The 14139-nt window shown below is 57.5% G+C and carries 11 protein-coding genes; 7 read left to right on the top strand and 4 right to left on the bottom strand.

The window, feature by feature from the left end; genetic code table 11:
• Nucleotides 1–15: 15 nt before the first annotated feature.
• Both pntB and pntA read right to left on the bottom strand, forming a co-directional pair.
• On the bottom strand, nucleotides 16–1404 hold the full coding sequence (gene pntB / locus SCU88_RS11010; RefSeq protein ID WP_175341409.1) for a Re/Si-specific NAD(P)(+) transhydrogenase subunit beta: 1389 nt from the start codon (nucleotides 1402–1404) through the stop codon (nucleotides 16–18).
• Between the two features lie 9 nt (nucleotides 1405–1413).
• The gene (gene pntA, locus SCU88_RS11005) at nucleotides 1414–2946 is read right to left on the bottom strand and encodes a Re/Si-specific NAD(P)(+) transhydrogenase subunit alpha (protein WP_175341408.1); all 1533 of its coding nucleotides are present in this window, start codon (nucleotides 2944–2946) and stop codon (nucleotides 1414–1416) included.
• Between the two features lie 548 nt (nucleotides 2947–3494).
• Between pntA and ydgH the strand changes: the two genes are divergently transcribed.
• From ydgH to tus, 7 genes are all read left to right on the top strand, one after another.
• The gene (ydgH, locus tag SCU88_RS11000; RefSeq protein WP_175341407.1) at nucleotides 3495–4439 is read left to right on the top strand and encodes a DUF1471 family protein YdgH; all 945 of its coding nucleotides are present in this window, start codon (nucleotides 3495–3497) and stop codon (nucleotides 4437–4439) included.
• Between the two features lie 249 nt (nucleotides 4440–4688).
• Nucleotides 4689–6071, top strand: coding sequence for a basic amino acid/polyamine antiporter (locus tag SCU88_RS10995; RefSeq protein WP_175341406.1), 1383 nt, complete (start codon nucleotides 4689–4691; stop codon nucleotides 6069–6071).
• 248 nt (nucleotides 6072–6319) lie between these two features.
• Nucleotides 6320–6913, top strand: a complete 594-nt coding sequence (locus SCU88_RS10990) for a hypothetical protein (RefSeq protein ID WP_175341405.1) — start codon at nucleotides 6320–6322, stop codon at nucleotides 6911–6913.
• A gap of 158 nt (nucleotides 6914–7071) precedes the next feature.
• Nucleotides 7072–7797 carry a dihydromonapterin reductase gene (folM, locus tag SCU88_RS10985; RefSeq protein WP_138097321.1) on the top strand — a complete coding sequence of 242 codons (726 nt, stop codon included), beginning with the start codon at nucleotides 7072–7074 and terminating at the stop codon, nucleotides 7795–7797.
• A gap of 19 nt (nucleotides 7798–7816) precedes the next feature.
• Nucleotides 7817–8533 (top strand): two-component system response regulator RstA, encoded by a 717-nt coding sequence (gene rstA, locus SCU88_RS10980; RefSeq protein ID WP_138097320.1) that lies wholly within the window; start codon nucleotides 7817–7819, stop codon nucleotides 8531–8533.
• Nucleotides 8534–8575: 42 nt separating this feature from the next.
• Nucleotides 8576–9871 (top strand): two-component system sensor histidine kinase RstB, encoded by a 1296-nt coding sequence (rstB, locus tag SCU88_RS10975; protein WP_175341404.1) that lies wholly within the window; start codon nucleotides 8576–8578, stop codon nucleotides 9869–9871.
• A gap of 97 nt (nucleotides 9872–9968) precedes the next feature.
• A complete protein-coding gene (gene tus / locus SCU88_RS10970) occupies nucleotides 9969–10892 on the top strand; it encodes a DNA replication terminus site-binding protein (protein WP_138097318.1) in 924 nt (307 codons plus the stop codon).
• A gap of 9 nt (nucleotides 10893–10901) precedes the next feature.
• Here tus and fumC read toward each other — a convergent pair whose 3' ends face one another.
• Nucleotides 10902–12302: a class II fumarate hydratase gene (fumC, locus tag SCU88_RS10965; RefSeq protein ID WP_175341403.1), complete on the bottom strand. Its 1401-nt coding sequence runs from the start codon at nucleotides 12300–12302 to the stop codon at nucleotides 10902–10904.
• 112 nt (nucleotides 12303–12414) lie between these two features.
• Nucleotides 12415–14061: a class I fumarate hydratase FumA gene (fumA, locus tag SCU88_RS10960; protein ID WP_175341402.1), complete on the bottom strand. Its 1647-nt coding sequence runs from the start codon at nucleotides 14059–14061 to the stop codon at nucleotides 12415–12417.
• Nucleotides 14062–14139: the final 78 nt, after the last annotated feature.

Genomic DNA, 14139 nt, shown 5'->3' with positions numbered 1-14139 from the left:
GCGTTTGAGCGCCGGTTACAGCGCCCGCAGAATCGCCTCTACGCTCGCTTTGGCATCGCCAAACAGCATCTGAGTATTCTCTTTAAAGAACAGCGGGTTCTGCACCCCGGCATAACCGGTATTCATGGAGCGCTTAAAGACCACCACATTCTGGGCTTTCCACACTTCCAGCACCGGCATACCGGCAATAGGACTGTTGGGATCGTCCTGAGCCGCCGGGTTGACCGTATCGTTGGCGCCAATCACCAGCACGGTATCAGTCTCACCGAAGTCGTCGTTGATCTCGTCCATCTCCAGCACCACGTCGTAAGGCACTTTCGCTTCCGCCAGCAGTACGTTCATATGGCCGGGCAGACGCCCCGCTACCGGATGGATGCCGAAACGAACCTTCACGCCGCGCGCCCGCAGCTTCTCGGTGATTTCCGCCACCGGATACTGGGCCTGGGCCACAGCCATACCGTAGCCGGGGGTGATGATGACCGAGCTGGAGCCCTTCAGCATCTCCGCCGTCTCTTCGGCGCTGATTTCCCGATACTCGCCGACCTCTTCCTCACCGCTGCTGACGCTACCGTCGCTACCGAAACCGCCTGCAATCACGCTGATAAAGGAGCGGTTCATCGCCTTACACATAATGTAAGAGAGAATAGCCCCCGAAGAGCCCACCAGCGCGCCGGTGACGATCAGCAGGTCATTGCTGAGCATAAAGCCCGCCGCCGCTGCCGCCCAACCAGAGTAGGAGTTCAGCATCGAAACTACTACCGGCATATCGGCGCCGCCGATGGAGGCCACCAGATGCCAGCCGAACGCCAGCGCGATCAGGGTCATCAGCAGCAGCGCCAGCACCTGCAGCCCGGTGCTTTCGGTACGCACAAACAGCACCAGCAGCAGGAAAGAGACCACCAGCGCCGCCAGGTTCAGCTTATGACGATTAGGCAACATCAGCGGTTTCGAGGAGATCTTGCCGCGCAGCTTACCGAAAGCCACGATAGAGCCGGTAAAGGTCACCGCGCCGATAAAGACGCCCAGGAACACTTCCGTCAGATGGATATTCTCCATCACCGGTTCCAGACCCGGCGCGTGATCGATATAGCTGTTAAAGCCTACCAGTACCGCAGCCAGCCCCACAAAGCTGTGCAGAATCGCCACCAGTTCGGGCATCTCGGTCATCTCGACCTTTTTCGCGAAGTGGATGCCGATGGCACCGCCGATGATCATCGCCACGATAATCCACGCTACGTTGCCGGTCTCCGGCCCGAAGATGGTAGCGATCAGCGCAATGGCCATACCCGCGATACCGAACAGGTTGCCCTGCTTCGACGTCTCATGTTTCGACAGACCGGCGAGACTGAAAATAAACAGAATGGCGGCCACAATATAGGCCGCAGTCACTAATCCACCAGACATGGCTCCCCCTTAGTTCTTCCGGAACATTTTCAGCATGCGCTGAGTGACGGTGAAGCCACCGAAAATATTGATACTGGCGATCAGTACCGCGATAAAGCTAAAGATGCTGACCCAGCCGCCGTGGCCGATCTGCAGCAACGCCCCGACCACGATAATGCCCGAAATGGCATTGGTGACCGACATCAGCGGCGTATGCAGCGCGTGCGAGACATTCCACACCACGTAGTAGCCCACCACGCACGAAAGCGCGAAGACCGTAAAGTGGCCGAGGAACTCTTTCGGCGCCACATCCGCCAGCCAGCCGAACAGGACAACCACCAGCGCCATCAGCGCATATTTACGCCAGGGTGAAACAGGTTTAGCCGGTTCAGCTTTCGGCTGAGGCGCCGCCTTCGCGGCAGCCTGAGGCTGGGCGGATACCTGAATTGGCGGAGCAGGCCAGGTGACTTCGCCGTCGCGTACCACAGTAACGCCGCGCACCACCACATCCTCAAAGTCTACCTGAATATTGCCGTCTTTCTCTTTGCACAGCAGCTTCAGCAGGTTTACCAGGTTGGTACCGTATAGCTGGGAAGACTGGGTGGGCAGGCGCCCCGCCAGGTCGGTATAGCCAATTACCTTCACGCCGTGGGGCGTCACGAACACCTCGCCGGGCACGGTATATTCACAGTTACCGCCATTCTGCGCTGCCAGATCGACAATCACGCTACCGGGCGTCATGCTGTCGACCATCTCACGGGTAATCAGCTTCGGCGCTGGTTTACCGGGGATCAGCGCCGTAGTAACGATAATATCCACCTCTTTCGCCTGAGCGGCGAACAGCGCCATTTCGGCCTGAATAAAGGCGTCGGACATCTGTTTGGCGTAGCCGTCACCGCTGCCCGCTTCCTCTTTAAAGTCCAGTTCGAGGAATTCGGCGCCCATACTCTGCACCTGCTCTTTCACCTCCGGACGAGTATCGAAGGCGCGCACGATGGCGCCCAGACTACCGGCAGCGCCGATGGCTGCCAGCCCGGCAACACCGGCGCCAATCACCATTACTTTGGCTGGAGGAACCTTACCCGCAGCGGTGATCTGACCGGTGAAGAAGCGCCCGAATTCATGCGCTGCCTCAACGATGGCGCGATAGCCCGCAATATTCGCCATGGAGCTCAGCGCATCCAGCGACTGGGCGCGCGAAATACGCGGCACCGAATCCATCGCCATCACCGTAATCTTGCGTGCCGCCAGTTTATCCATGAGTTCCGGATTCTGCGCCGGCCAGATAAAGCTCACCAGCGTCGCGCCATCGCGCAGTTGGGCAATCTCATCGTCCAGCGGTGCGTTCACCTTCAACACTATGTCCGACTGCCACACCTCGGCGCCAGCCGCCAGACTGGCCCCGGCGCGGACGTAAGCCTCATCCTCAAAACTCGCCTTGATCCCCGCGCTGTATTCCACCACTACGCTAAAACCCAGCTTAACCAGCTGTTCAACGGTTTTCGGCGTGGCGGCGACGCGGGTCTCATTAGCTAACTGCTCTTTTGGTACCCCAATTCGCATAATATTCCCTTCCATCCGGTTATTGATGATGGTTCGTCTGTATTTCTCACAGGCGATAGCGCGCCCGACGCCAGGTTTCCCGAATACGGACGCGTAATGACCCAAAATGAAAAAAGGCGCTGTAACAACCTTTCTATAACCTACTGAAAACAGAGCCTGTGATCCATATCAGGATTCGAGACTTTTTTATATTATTAGCAAAATTCACCAGCCGTCCCGCCCTGATAGCTATTTTTACTTTAGCTGGCGCTCTGAGGGCTTATTTTCGGCGTTGTCATTGTCAATGAAAAGAATATAAGCACTTAATAAATAATAACTTTAACAATAAATTAACTTTAAAATCGATATTCCTTATCACTTTTCCCGGTTAATGCATCAATTTCCCCCTCATCGCGCCAGAGGGCACAGTACGCCCCGATTCACGATAAAAAACCTCGAAAATTGACGCAGACAATGGTACAGATTCAGTGCCATAATCAGCGGCTGACTGGAAATTATAGAGCAAGCCACTCAGTTCTCATTTTTTTGCGCAAGGCGAAGGATTAATTATGAAGCTTAAGAAGACCCTGCTGGCGTCAGCCCTTTTATCTCTGACCGCGATCTCCGCCCATGCGGCGACCGAACTGACGCCTGAGCAGGCCGCCTCCCTGAAGCCCTTTGAACGCATTACCCTTACTGGCCGTTTCACCGCCCTGAGCGATGCCGCTAAAGCCGTGTCCAGCCGCGCCGACGCCAAAGGCGCCGATGCCTTTTATATTCAGGATACCAGCGATATCGGCAACAGCGGCAACTGGCGCGTGGTGGCCGACATCTACCATAAAGACGCCCCCGCAGCAGAAAAACCGCATAACCGGATGATCAATGGCGTGATGGAGCTACCGAAAGATCAGGCCTACCGCCTGGAGCCCTTCGATACCGTGACCATTCAGGGCTTCTACCGCTCGCAGCCGGACGTGAACTACGCCATCGCCAAACAGGCGAAGGAGAAAGGCGCGGCATCGTTCTATATCGTTCGCCAGATCGACGCTAACAACGGCGGCAACCAGATCATCACCGCTTTCATCTATAAAGCCGATGCGAAAAAGCGTGAAGTACAGAGTCCGGACGTGATTCCGGCGGATTCTGATGCCGGTCGTGCCGCCGTCGCCAGCGGCGGCGCCGCAGCGAAGCAGGTTGAGATCCCGGGCGTTGCTTCTTCCAGTCAGCCGAGCTCTAACGTGGGCCGCTTCTACGAGACGCAGTCATCCAAAGGTGGGCGTTACACCGTAACACTTCCGGACGGCACCGCGATTCAGGAAGTGAACAAAGTCACCGCGGCTCAGATGGTGCCCTTCGATAGCGTGAAGTTCACCGGCCACTTCGGCAATATGACCGAAGTTTCCTACCAGGTAGCGAAGCGCGCGGCTCAGAAAGGCGCTAAGTACTACCACATCACCCGTCAGTGGCAGGAACGCGGCGGCAATATGACCATCAGCGCCGACCTGTTTAAGTAAATCCTTATTCTGACAAATCCCGGGCAGCCACAGGCTGCCCATTTTTTTATCGATCGCGCAGCCCCCTGGCGGAACTGATTGCAAGGGGCGGACGCACTCCGTAAAATCGCGCGCTTCAGGCAGGCTAACCCGATAGCCTGACGCCGTATTCTTTGCGTGCGCCGCTCACCGGGCATGACCTGTATGACTCGCGACTTTTGGGCCGCGCGCCCCTGCGATTTGGCGCCGCCCTGATACATCAGGACACCTATGGAAAAGAAACTGGGCCTCGCCGCCCTTACCGCCCTGGTACTGAGCTCAATGCTGGGCGCGGGGGTGTTTAGCCTGCCGCAGAATATGGCCCACGTTGCCGCTCCCGAAGCGCTGCTTATCGGCTGGGCCATTACCGGCGTAGGTATTCTGATGCTGGCGCTGGCGATGTTGCTGCTGACGCGCCTGCGCCCGGAGCTGGACGGCGGTATCTTTACTTACGCCCGCGAAGGGTTTGGCGAGCTGGTGGGCTTCTGTTCCGCCTGGGGATACTGGCTGTGCGCCGTGATCGCCAACGTCTCCTATCTGGTGATCGTCTTTTCCGCCCTCAGTTTTTTTACCGATACCCCGGAGCTGCGCTTTTTCGGCGATGGCAACACCTGGCAGTCTATTGTCGGCGCTTCGCTGCTGTTGTGGTTGGTACACTGGCTGATTCTGCGCGGTGTACAGACCGCCGCCAGCATTAACCTGCTCGCTACCCTGGCAAAATTGATACCGCTTGGGCTGTTCGTGGTACTGGCGGCCATGGTTTTCCAGCTTCCCACCTTTAGCATGGACTTCAGTGGCCTGTCGCTGGGAGTGCCGGTCTGGGAGCAGGTGAAAAATACCATGCTGATCACCCTGTGGGTGTTTATCGGCGTGGAAGGCGCGGTAGTCGTTTCCGCCCGGGCGCGCCATAAAAAGGATGTGGGACGCGCCACCCTGCTGGCGGTCTGCTCTGCGCTGGTGGTTTATCTGCTGGTGACGCTGCTGTCGCTGGGCGTGGTGCCCCGCGAACAGTTAGCTTCGATGCGCAACCCGTCGATGGCCGGTTTGATGGTGAATATGATTGGTCCCTGGGGCGAAGTGATTATCGCCGCCGGACTGATTATTTCGGTATGCGGCGCCTATCTGAGCTGGACCATTATGGCGGCGGAAGTGCCGCTGCTGGCCGCCACTCATAAAGCCTTCCCCAAAATGTTCGCCCGCCAGAACGCCAACGGCGCGCCCTCGGCTTCGCTGTGGCTAACCAATATCAGCGTACAGCTCTGTCTGGTGCTGATCTGGCTGACCAATGCCGACTACAACACCCTGCTGACCATCGCCTCAGAGATGATCCTGGTGCCCTATCTGCTGGTAGGCGCCTTCCTGCTGAAGATTGGCCATCGCCCGCTACACCGTATCGTCGGTCTGTGCGCCAGTCTCTATGGGCTGTGGCTGCTATACGCCTCCGGTCTGATGCACCTGCTGCTCTCGGTAGTGCTGTATGCCCCAGGGCTGCTGGTTTTCCTCTATACCCGCTACAGCCACGATCATGACAACTCGCTGAATATGCAGGAAAAGGCTATCATCTTCCTGATACTGGTTGCCGCATTCCCGGCAACCTGGATGCTTATGGGGTAAAGCCTGCCCCTTTGACAGGCATGCTTTAAGCATGCCTGCTGATATCTTATTTAATCTCTTTCCTGAACAGTGACTTTCTCCATAACAATTTCCTTGATAGCGCCTCTCTGCAGATGAGATTGTTACATAAAATTTACACTTCATGATTATAAATAATTCGCAACCCGGGTAACATAACTCAAAGCGGCAAGTATGCTATCGGACTCATTCAGTCATTCTCTACTACGATATAATTAACGGAGTGTACAATGCCCATCAAGATATGCCCCAGGCGCCTCCACGACTATATCGATGTTGATCAACAAATAAAACAAGCTGACTATCCGCAGTTGGAAAAGCTAAAAAATCAACTGGCTGAGCAGATGGGGCAACCTGGCTGGCACTACTCAGGACTACCCGCCATCATTAGTGTGTTTTGCGTAGTTGTGAGCTTTGCTATTCCCCAACTTGCCCTGTGGTCCATCATTTTTGACCTGGCCGCAATTCCCCGCCATAAGGTTTTTGTCGCTATCACTGCCACAGCATTGCTTTTTGCCGGGATAAACGCCATTACCCTGTTTTTATTGAGCAAAGGGGTGATTAGCGCCCTGAAAGTACTTATCGGACTCACCCTTGTGGCCGCAGCCGGGGCCATTATTTATCTACTTGCAGCAATAACTGACATACCCTATCCTGGCGTAACAGTTCCGGGGGCTCTGATCTGCATCCTGTTTGCAGTGGTCAGTCTGATGAGTCTCAATAGCAACGCCTTCTGGAAAATGGTCAGTTACTGCCTGCATAATCGGGTCTGGCGCAAAATGATGTTTCTGCATATCTCTTTCGATAAAACGCGCAAACGCTGACCAAAATGCGCCATTTCCCTCCAGTCATAACCATGACAACTCGCTGAATATGCAGGAAAAGGCTATCATCTTCCTGATACTGGTTGCCGCATTCCCGGCAACCTGGATGCTTATGGGGTAAAGCCTGCCCCGTCGTACATAATAACAAGGAGGCTCCGATGGGGGAGAAACTGCAGCGCCCTGTACTGATTACCGGCGGCGGCCGCCGTATCGGTCTGGCGCTGGCGCACCACTTTCTGGACGAAGAGGCGCCGGTTGTGGTGAGCTACCGTACCCGCTATGAAGCGATTGATATTCTGGAAGAGCGCGGCGCCACCTGCCTGCAGGCCGACTTTTCCAACGATGAGGGCATCTTCGCCTTCGCTGAAGCCGTGAGGTCACGCTGCGACGGCCTGCGCGCCATTATCCATAACGCCAGCGTCTGGGAGGCGGAAAGCCCGGAGGTCCCCCGCCAGGACACGCTGGCGCGGATGCTACAGATTCATGTTCATGCACCCTATCTGCTTAACCACGAGCTGGCGCCGCTGCTGCGCGGCTATGGTCACGCCTCTTCCGATATTATCCACTTTACCGATTACGTGGTGGAGCGCGGCAGCGACCGCCATATGGCCTATGCCGCCAGTAAAGCGGCGCTGGATAACCTGACCCGCTCTTTTGCCCGAATGCTGGCACCAGAGGTGAAAGTCAACGCTATCGCCCCTGGGCTGATTCTGTTCTATGAAGAAGACGATGCGGCCTTTCGCCAGAAAACCCTCAATAAATCGTTAATGAAAATTGCACCTGGCGAAAAGGAGATTATCGATCTGGTAAGCTACCTGATGACCAGTTGTTATGTCACCGGACGCAGCTTCGCCGTCGATGGCGGTCGCCCCCTGCGCTGGTGATCCCTTCAGGACATCCTGGATGAGCAAAATCGTATTTGTGGAAGACGACCCGGAAGTCGGGTCGTTAATTGCCTCATGGCTGGGACGGCATAATATCGATGTCGTGCTGGAAAATCGTGGCGATCGCGCCGAACAGACCATCCTTCGGGAGCAGCCCGATCTGGTGTTACTGGATATTATGCTGCCCGGCAAAGACGGTATGACCCTGTGTCGCGATCTGCGGCCCCAATGGTCAGGTCCTGTCGTGCTGCTGACCTCTCTCGACAGCGATATGAATCATATCCTGGCCCTGGAGCTGGGCGCCTGTGACTATATTCTGAAAACCACGCCGCCGCCGGTGTTGCTGGCGCGGTTGCGGCTGCATTTGCGTCAGGCCAGCGAACATCATACACCCACGCTGCAAACGGCCCCGATTCCACACCGCCCGCTAACCTTTGGGATGCTGCGCATCGACCCGGTCAACCGTCAGGTAATGTTAAACGATGAAGAGGTGACGCTCTCTACCGCTGACTTCGATCTGCTGTGGGAGCTGGCGACCCACGCCGGCCAGGTGATGGATCGCGATGCGCTGCTACACAGCCTGCGCGGCATGAGCTACGACGGTATGGACCGCAGCGTGGATGTCGCCGTCTCCCGACTGCGGCGCAAGCTGGGCGACAACGGCGCCGAACCCTGCCGTATTAAAACCGTGCGCAATAAAGGCTATCTGTTCGCCCCCCAGGCCTGGGAACGCTAATTATCATCGACCGCCCGACCCGGGCGGCAGGAGCCGTACGCCATGAGAAAGCTGTTTATCCAGTTCTACCTGCTGCTGTTCGTTTGCTTCCTGGTCATGAGCATGCTGGTCGGGCTGGTGTATAAATTCACTGCCGAACGCGCCGGGCGCCAGTCGCTGGACGATCTGATGAAGAGTTCCCTGTATATGGTACGCAGCGAACTGCGTGAGATACCGCCCCGGGACTGGGCTAAAACCCTTGACGATCTGGATCTGAATCTCTCTTTTACCCTGAGTATCGAACCGCTGAAGTCGTACGATCTTACCGCCGATGATATCCATCGACTGCGCGATGGCGATATCGTAGCGCTGGACGATCGCTACACCTTTATCCAGTTGATTCCCGACAGCCGCTATGTGCTTTCTGCCGGACCGGTACCCTATCTGTTCTTCCTGCATGAAATGCGGCTGCTGGATGTGGGGCTTATCGCCTTTATCGCTATCTCGCTGGCCTTTCCGGTCTTCGTCTGGATGCGCCCTCACTGGCAGGATATGCTGAAACTGGAGACCGCCGCCCAGCGCTTCGGCCAGGGGCATCTGGATGCCCGACTACGGCTGGAAGAGAACTCCAGTCTGGCGCGCATGGGGCTGGCGTTTAACCAGATGGCGGACAATATCAATACCCTGGTCGCCAGTAAAAAGCGGCTGATCGACGATATCGCCCATGAGTTGCGTACCCCGCTGGTGCGGCTACGCTACCGGCTGGCGATGAGCGACGATCCGGAAAGTGAAACTGCACGCGGCTTTAATCGCGATATTGGTCAACTGGAAGCGCTGATCGATGAACTCCTCGCCTGGGCGCGGCTCGATCGACCCCAGCCGGAACTCCTGTTGAGCCCCATCAATCTGAACCACTGGCTGGAAGAGCAGATAAGCGAAGCACGCCCGCTTCACCCGGAGCGTGCTATCAAACTGGCTCTTCCACAAGCGCCGGTAACAGCCAGCGTTGATCCGCGTCTGATATCACGGGCGTTGGATAATCTGGTCAATAACGCCCTACGCTACAGCCGCGAACAGGTACAGGTAACGCTAAAAACGACAGGAGCTGCCCTGACGCTGTGCGTAGAGGATGACGGCCCCGGCGTACCGGAAGCGGAGCGTCAACACATCTTCGACCCCTTTGTACGACTCGATCCCAGCCGCGATCGCAATACCGGCGGCTGCGGGCTGGGGCTGGCTATCGTTCACTCCATTGCCACAGCGTTCGGCGGTAGCATTCGTCTTGATGACAGCCCCCTCGGCGGCGCCCGCTTTAGCCTGGAGTGGCCTATAGTGATTCAGGACGCCAAACCGGCGTAACCTCAGGTTTTCCTGCCGGACGCCACGATCGCGCTGGCTGCAAACCGGCACTCGTGCTATAAATCATCAGTATGTTGTAACTAATTAAGGTGCCATCATGTCCCGTTACGATCTGAATGAACGCCTGACCACCACGTTTCGCCAGTTAGAACAGGCTCTGTCCGGGCTGCGCCAGCAGTTCGGCCCCTGTCGCCTGATGGCCGGGCGGGTATTTGAACTGCCGGTGGTAGAAAAAGGCGCCGAACATGAACCGGTCAACCAGATTGCGGTCACGCAGTTAACGGGACAGCGGGCGCAGGAAGCCGCCTGGCGTCACTTTACCCGCCTGTTCATCCAGCAGCAGTCGGAGCGCCGCAGCAGCAAAGCAGCGGTACGCCTGCCCGGTGCCCTGTGCTATTCGGTCACGACACAGCAGCACGCCGTGCTGCGTGCAGGCATTGAGCAGGTAAATACCCTGAAGGCAGAGCTGGAGCAAATAGTCACCAGGGAATCTGACCTGCCCGCAGCCCGTCGTTTTGAGTGGGTACACCAGCATCTACCCGGGTTAATTACCCTGAATGCATACCGGCGCCTGACCGCAGTGGAAGGCGCAGCCACCCTGCGCTTCGGCTGGGCCAATAAGCAAATCGTCAAGAATCTTACCCGCAATCAGGTACTGGAGATGCTGGAAAAAAGTCTACGGGCCGGTCGCACGGTGGCCCCCTGGAATCGGGAGCAGTGGGCGGAGATGGTCACCCAGGAGTACAACGATATCGCCGCCCTGCCGGAACGGGCGCGCCTGAAAATCCGCCGTCCGGTCAAGGTTCAGCCCGTGGCCCGGGTCTGGTATGCCGACAGGCAGCGCCAGGTACAGTATGCCTGCCCCTCGCCGCTGCTGGTGCTGTGCCCGGAAGGCAGCGCAGTGCCGGATATTGGCGAGCTGCTTAACTATGATGCCGATAACATTCAGCATCGCCACCGCCCCCAGGCGCAGCCGCTGGAATTAATGATTCCACGTCTGCACCTGTGGCTGGAAAAGTGACATTGTCACTCAAGATTTGATCGTGCTCCCCACCATCTCCTGCGGCCGTACCCAGGCATCAAACTGCTGTTCGCTCAGGTAGCCCAGCGCCAGCGCCGCCGCTTTCAGGGTCAGCCCTTCATGGTGAGCCTTTTTGGCAATTTCCGCGGCCCGGTCATAGCCGATATGGGTATTCAGCGCCGTAACCAGCATCAGGGAGTCGTTAAGCAACTGCGCGATGCGCTCCCGATTGGGCTCGATACCCACCGCGCAATGCTCGTTAAAGCTGGCTATCCCGTCCGCCAGCAGCCGCGTGGATTGCAGGAAGTTATGGATAACCATCGGCCGGAACACGTTCAGCTCAAAGTTGCCCGAAGCGCCACCGATATTGATCGCCACATCATTACCCAGCACCTGGCTACAGAGCATGGTCAGCGCCTCGCACTGAGTCGGGTTAACCTTGCCGGGCATAATCGAACTGCCTGGCTCGTTTTCCGGGATTTTTAACTCACCAATACCGCTGCGCGGCCCCGACGCCAGCCAGCGGACATCGTTGGCAATCTTCATTAGCGAAGCCGCCAGCCCTTTCAGGGCGCCGTGGGCATGAACCAGCGCATCGCAACCAGCCAGCGCTTCGAATTTATTGGGCGAAGTGACAAAAGGCTGGCCGCTCAGACGGGCTATCTCCTGCGCCACCCGCTCAGCGTACTGAGGATGGGTATTCAACCCGGTGCCGACAGCAGTGCCGCCCAGCGCCAGCTCCGTCAGATGCGGCTGGGCGGCCTCGATATGACGCCGGGCGTGGCTTAACATCGCCACCCAGCCGGAGATCTCCTGCCCCAACGTCAGCGGCGTGGCGTCCTGCAGGTGGGTTCGGCCTATTTTGACCACATCCTGGAAAGCCCCCGCTTTGTCGTGCAGAGTCTGGGTAAGACGCGCCAGTTGCGGCAACAGTTGCTCATTCAGCGCCACCAGCGCCGCTATATGCATGGCGGTGGGAAAGACGTCGTTCGAACTCTGGCTCTTGTTGACATCGTCGTTGGGATGCACCAGACGCTTCATGCCGCGTTCGCCGCCCAGCAGTTCGCTGGCCCGGTTCGCCAGCACCTCATTCATATTCATATTACTTTGGGTTCCGGAACCGGTCTGCCAGACCGCCAGCGGGAATTCATCCGGGTGCTGATCTACCAGAACTTCATCGGCGGCGCGAATAATGGCTTCGCCCTTTTGCCTATCCAGCAGACCGAGATCCTGGTTTACCCGGGCCGAGGCCCGCTTGGTCAGCGCCAGCGCCCGAATCAGCGCCGGGGGCATTTTTTCTACCGAGATACGAAAGTGCTCCAGCGAGCGCTGGGTCTGGGCGCCCCAAAGCCGGTCCGCAGGGACCTCGATGTCGCCCATAGAGTCATGTTCGCGACGCGTTGCTGCCATAACGCACTCCTGTGTACCAAAAAGGGTTCAACGGTTTGAGTATGCGCCAGGACAGGGAAAGGGTTTGGTGCTTCGTGCGATATAAAAGGCCGCCCGACGGCGGCCCTGAAGGTTATTTAACGCAAATCTCGCAGCGGCTGTTCTGGATCTGCTGGAAGAAGTCATTGCCCTTATCATCCACCAGAATAAAGGCCGGGAAGTCTTCAACCTCGATCTTCCAGATAGCTTCCATCCCCAGTTCCGGGTAAGCCACGCACTCCAGATGCTTGATGCTCTGCTGCGCCAGCACCGCCGCCGGACCACCGATACTGCCCAGGTAAAAACCGCCGTGCTTATGACAGGCATCAGTCACCTGCTGACTGCGGTTACCCTTGGCCAGCATCACCATGCTGCCGCCGTTGGCCTGTAGCTGATCGACATAGGAGTCCATACGGCCCGCGGTGGTGGGCCCCAGCGATCCTGATGCATAGCCTTCCGGCGTTTTAGCCGGGCCCGCATAGTAGATGGGGTGATCCTTAATGTACTGAGGCAGCGGCTCGCCGCTGTCGAGCAGCTCTTTGAGCTTCGCGTGAGCGATATCGCGCGCCACGATGATGGTACCGTTCAGCGACAGGCGCGTCGCCACCGGATACTGCGACAGCAGCTTGCGGATCTCATCCATCGGCTGGTTAAGATCGACATTCACCACCTCGCCTTCGCCAGAGCGGCGCAGCGCCTCGGGAATAAAGCGCCCTGGGTTCTGCTCCAGTTTCTCGATCCAGATACCGTCGCGGTTAATTTTAGCCTTGATATTTCGGTCCGCAGAGCAGGAAACCCCCATCCCCACCGGGCAGGAAGCGCCGTGACGCGGCAGACGAATCACCCGCACATCGTGCGCGAAGTACTTACCGCCGAACTGAGCGCCCAGCCCCAGATTGCGGGCCTCCTGCAGCAACTCTTCTTCCAGCGCGACGTCACGGAAGGCCTGACCATATTCGTTACCTTCGGTCGGCAGCCCGTCGTAGTATTTGGTGGAGGCCAGCTTCACGGTCTTAAGGTTGGCTTCAGCCGAGGTGCCGCCAATCACAAAGGCGATATGGTACGGCGGGCAGGCCGCGGTCCCCAGGGTTCGCATCTTCTCGACCAGGTAATTCTTCAGGCGCCCGGGATTGAGCAGCGCGCGGGTCTCCTGGTACAGATAAGTTTTGTTGGCAGAGCCGCCGCCTTTGGCGATGCACAGGAACTTATATTCCGCGCCGTCGACGCTATAAAGGTCAATCTGCGCCGGCAGGTTGGTGCCGGTGTTCACCTCTTTGTACATATCCAGCGCCGCGTTTTGCGAATAGCGCAGGTTATCTTCAATGTAGGTGTTATAGATCCCGCGCGACAGCGCCTCTTCATCGCCACCGCCGGTCCAGACTCGCTGGCCCTTTTTACCGACCACGATCGCGGTGCCGGTGTCCTGACAGGTCGGCAGCACGCCGCGGGCCGAGATTTCTGAGTTACGCAGGAACTGCAACGCCACATAGCGATCGTTATCACTGGCTTCGGGATCGTCAAGGATGGCGGCGACTTGTTGCTGATGGGCGGTGCGGAGCATAAAAGAGGCGTCGTGAAAGGCGTGCTGAGCAAGCAGCGTCAGGGCCTGAGGATCGACTTTTAGCACCTCCTGCCCTTCGAACTCTGTCACACAGACGTGGTCGCGGGTCAGCAGATAATATTCGGTGTCATCGGGTTTGAGCGGAAAAGGCTCCTGGTAGTGGAAGGGTTTGTTCGACATTTTTTCTCTCACTTGCTACTTCAGGGTAAGCATCCATTCCGACGCGCGCCGCGCGTCAAAATCACCATAACAATATGC

It is taken from the genome of Jejuibacter sp. L23, assembly GCF_050815825.1.
Taxonomy (GTDB): domain Bacteria; phylum Pseudomonadota; class Gammaproteobacteria; order Enterobacterales; family Enterobacteriaceae; genus Jejubacter; species Jejubacter calystegiae.
Note: the sequence above shows the minus strand (reverse complement) of the source record. Positions and strands in the feature narration are given on the sequence as shown.

What these genes read in the sequence shown, in the direction of transcription:
- fumC (WP_175341403.1), bottom strand. Translation starts at nt 12,302, where the DNA reads ATGGCAGCAACGCGTCGCGAACATGACTCTATGGGCGACATCGAGGTC.
- SCU88_RS10990 (WP_175341405.1), top strand. Translation starts at nt 6,320, where the DNA reads ATGCCCATCAAGATATGCCCCAGGCGCCTCCACGACTATATCGATGTT.
- folM (WP_138097321.1), top strand. Translation starts at nt 7,072, where the DNA reads ATGGGGGAGAAACTGCAGCGCCCTGTACTGATTACCGGCGGCGGCCGC.
- SCU88_RS10995 (WP_175341406.1), top strand. Translation starts at nt 4,689, where the DNA reads ATGGAAAAGAAACTGGGCCTCGCCGCCCTTACCGCCCTGGTACTGAGC.
- pntB (WP_175341409.1), bottom strand. Translation starts at nt 1,404, where the DNA reads ATGTCTGGTGGATTAGTGACTGCGGCCTATATTGTGGCCGCCATTCTG.
- ydgH (WP_175341407.1), top strand. Translation starts at nt 3,495, where the DNA reads ATGAAGCTTAAGAAGACCCTGCTGGCGTCAGCCCTTTTATCTCTGACC.
- rstA (WP_138097320.1), top strand. Translation starts at nt 7,817, where the DNA reads ATGAGCAAAATCGTATTTGTGGAAGACGACCCGGAAGTCGGGTCGTTA.
- rstB (WP_175341404.1), top strand. Translation starts at nt 8,576, where the DNA reads ATGAGAAAGCTGTTTATCCAGTTCTACCTGCTGCTGTTCGTTTGCTTC.
- fumA (WP_175341402.1), bottom strand. Translation starts at nt 14,061, where the DNA reads ATGTCGAACAAACCCTTCCACTACCAGGAGCCTTTTCCGCTCAAACCC.
- pntA (WP_175341408.1), bottom strand. Translation starts at nt 2,946, where the DNA reads ATGCGAATTGGGGTACCAAAAGAGCAGTTAGCTAATGAGACCCGCGTC.
- tus (WP_138097318.1), top strand. Translation starts at nt 9,969, where the DNA reads ATGTCCCGTTACGATCTGAATGAACGCCTGACCACCACGTTTCGCCAG.